The organism is Pseudomonas sp. H26/SER47-MNA-CIBAN-0231 (assembly GCF_040310465.1).
GTDB lineage: Bacteria > Pseudomonadota > Gammaproteobacteria > Pseudomonadales > Pseudomonadaceae > Aquipseudomonas > Aquipseudomonas atacamensis.
The window spans coordinates 1-251 of the sequence record NZ_JBEOPW010000139.1; the positions used below are offsets into that span (position 1 = coordinate 1).

At 61.0% G+C, this 251-nt stretch carries 1 pseudogene; it reads left to right on the forward strand.

Annotated elements, in window-relative coordinates:
- Positions 1–251, forward strand: a pseudogene (locus tag AAEZ10_RS27605) (C4-dicarboxylate ABC transporter); the annotation flags it as partial.

Sequence of the window (251 nt, forward strand, 5' to 3'; positions counted from 1 at the left end):
GGCCAGGGCGCCCTGATGTTCAAGAAACTGGTGGAAGAGCGTCTGGCCGGCAAGGTCGAGGTACAGGTTTACCCGAACTCCTCGCTGTTCGGCGATGGCAAGGAAATGGAAGCCCTGCTGCTGGGCGACGTTCAGCTGATCGCGCCGTCGCTGGCCAAGTTCGAACACTACTCCAAGGGCGTTCAGGTCTTCGACCTGCCGTTCCTGTTCGACGACATCGCAGCGGTCGACCGCTTCCAGCAAGGTGAAGC